This is a genomic window from Paenibacillus sabuli, from assembly GCF_014705605.1.
In the GTDB taxonomy this organism is placed as follows: Bacteria; Bacillota; Bacilli; order Paenibacillales; family Paenibacillaceae; genus Paenibacillus_D; species Paenibacillus_D sabuli.
On sequence record NZ_JACXIZ010000098.1, the window covers coordinates 1 to 1,549 of the forward strand.

A 1,549-nucleotide genomic window follows, 5' to 3' on the forward strand; every position below is an offset into this window, starting at 1 on the left:
AGAGCCTGTTCAAAAAGCCCTTAGATTCAGATAAAAAAACAAAAATGCACCGAAGCATTAAATGGTAAAATGGAGGTATCCCGACCACCACAAATACCAATATGCGAGGTGCATTTTCATGGAGTTGCAGTTAGAACTGCTCCCCTACCACTACTATAACACACTCGGCTTTGATCCTGAACTTATCGATTATATTGATCATGTGGATGACGCCATTGTGCTCGAGAAGATTGCTCCGCTTTACAAAGATGGCGGGCGCCCGCCAGTGGATCCAAGAGTTTGCTTTCGAATGCATTATTTGTATTTTACTCGTCCAGAAATCTCTTCGTTTCGTGAACTGGTGAGGCAGTTGAATGAGCCGAAAAACCAGGCATGGCGCAACTTCATCGGTGTTCCCAACATCGAAAAGGTGCCGGTGCATAGTTGCTTGAGCAACTTTCGAGCCAAGGTCAGCGCCGAATTGTTTTATGCCATTTTATTCGACCTCATTACGCAGGCGCTGAAATGGAAGGACTTCCTGTCCCCGATGCTAACAGGCATCGACTCCAGACCCGTCTGGGCAAACGTCAACGGATACAAGCATAAACGCTGTGATTGCTCGGACCAAAGCCACTGCAACTGCAAAAAAACCTATTCCGATCCAGATGCGACAATCGGTGTTCAGCGTAACAAGGCGAATCAGAACAAGTTCTTCATCGGTTACCGCAAGCATTCTATTGTCTGCCCTAGCCCGAAAGGTCCTCTTGTCTTGTTCTCGATTATCCTGCCCAACGATACAGCGGACGGCAAAGTGATGTTGCCGCTCATTGAAATGATGCAGAAAATCGAGGGACTGAAGGTCGATTATTTGGTGGCTGATTTAGGTTATTTCGATGCTGACGATCAGAAAGAGGCGCTCCTGAAACACGATGTGGCGGTCGTGACTGAAATCAAGAAGAATACGATCATTCCGCAGCACTGCTCCTCCGAAGGAAGGCCCGAATGCGAGCAAGGCCACATGCTTGTATTTGACGGATTCGATAAAGATACATACACAGCTTGGTTTCGCGGTGATGATAAGGACTGCAGCGCCTGTCCGTTGCAAGGTCTTTGCGATAAGCAGTTTGGTTATGACTTCAAGGAAAACCCGTTCTTCTATGGGCCAGTGCCGCAAGATAGCGAACTACAAGCGCACATGCTGAAATTTCGAAAACAAGTGGAGCTGGCATTTGCGCAAGAGTCGAATCAACTGACTTCCGTTATGAAACATAAGAAGCTTCCGGTTCGCACAACGAAACGTGTTGAGAAGTGGTTCATCCTTAGGGATGCCTTTCGTTTAATAGAGCGGATGATTCGGCATATTCGAGCCACAGCACTGCCGCCGAATCATGTTGCAAACATCAAAAGGTTGCAAGAGATTCAAATGGAGCAGCTATCACTGCCTTTAGCAGTTTAATCGATCGAGGCTTCAACTTCAAAAAAAATTAAATCATCACCCAAGGGATACGTCTGTCCAAAATAAGGATTCAAAATAGCGACTTTCGCTTGATGTGATTCCATCCAACTTTCT

Annotated in this window: 1 protein-coding gene; it reads left to right on the plus strand. The window is 46.4% G+C overall.

The window, feature by feature from the left end:
- Positions 1–118 precede the first annotated feature (118 nt).
- Positions 119–1,435, plus strand: coding sequence for a transposase (locus IDH44_RS26245; RefSeq protein WP_190921780.1), 1,317 nt, complete (start codon positions 119–121; stop codon positions 1,433–1,435).
- Positions 1,436–1,549 lie beyond the last annotated feature (114 nt).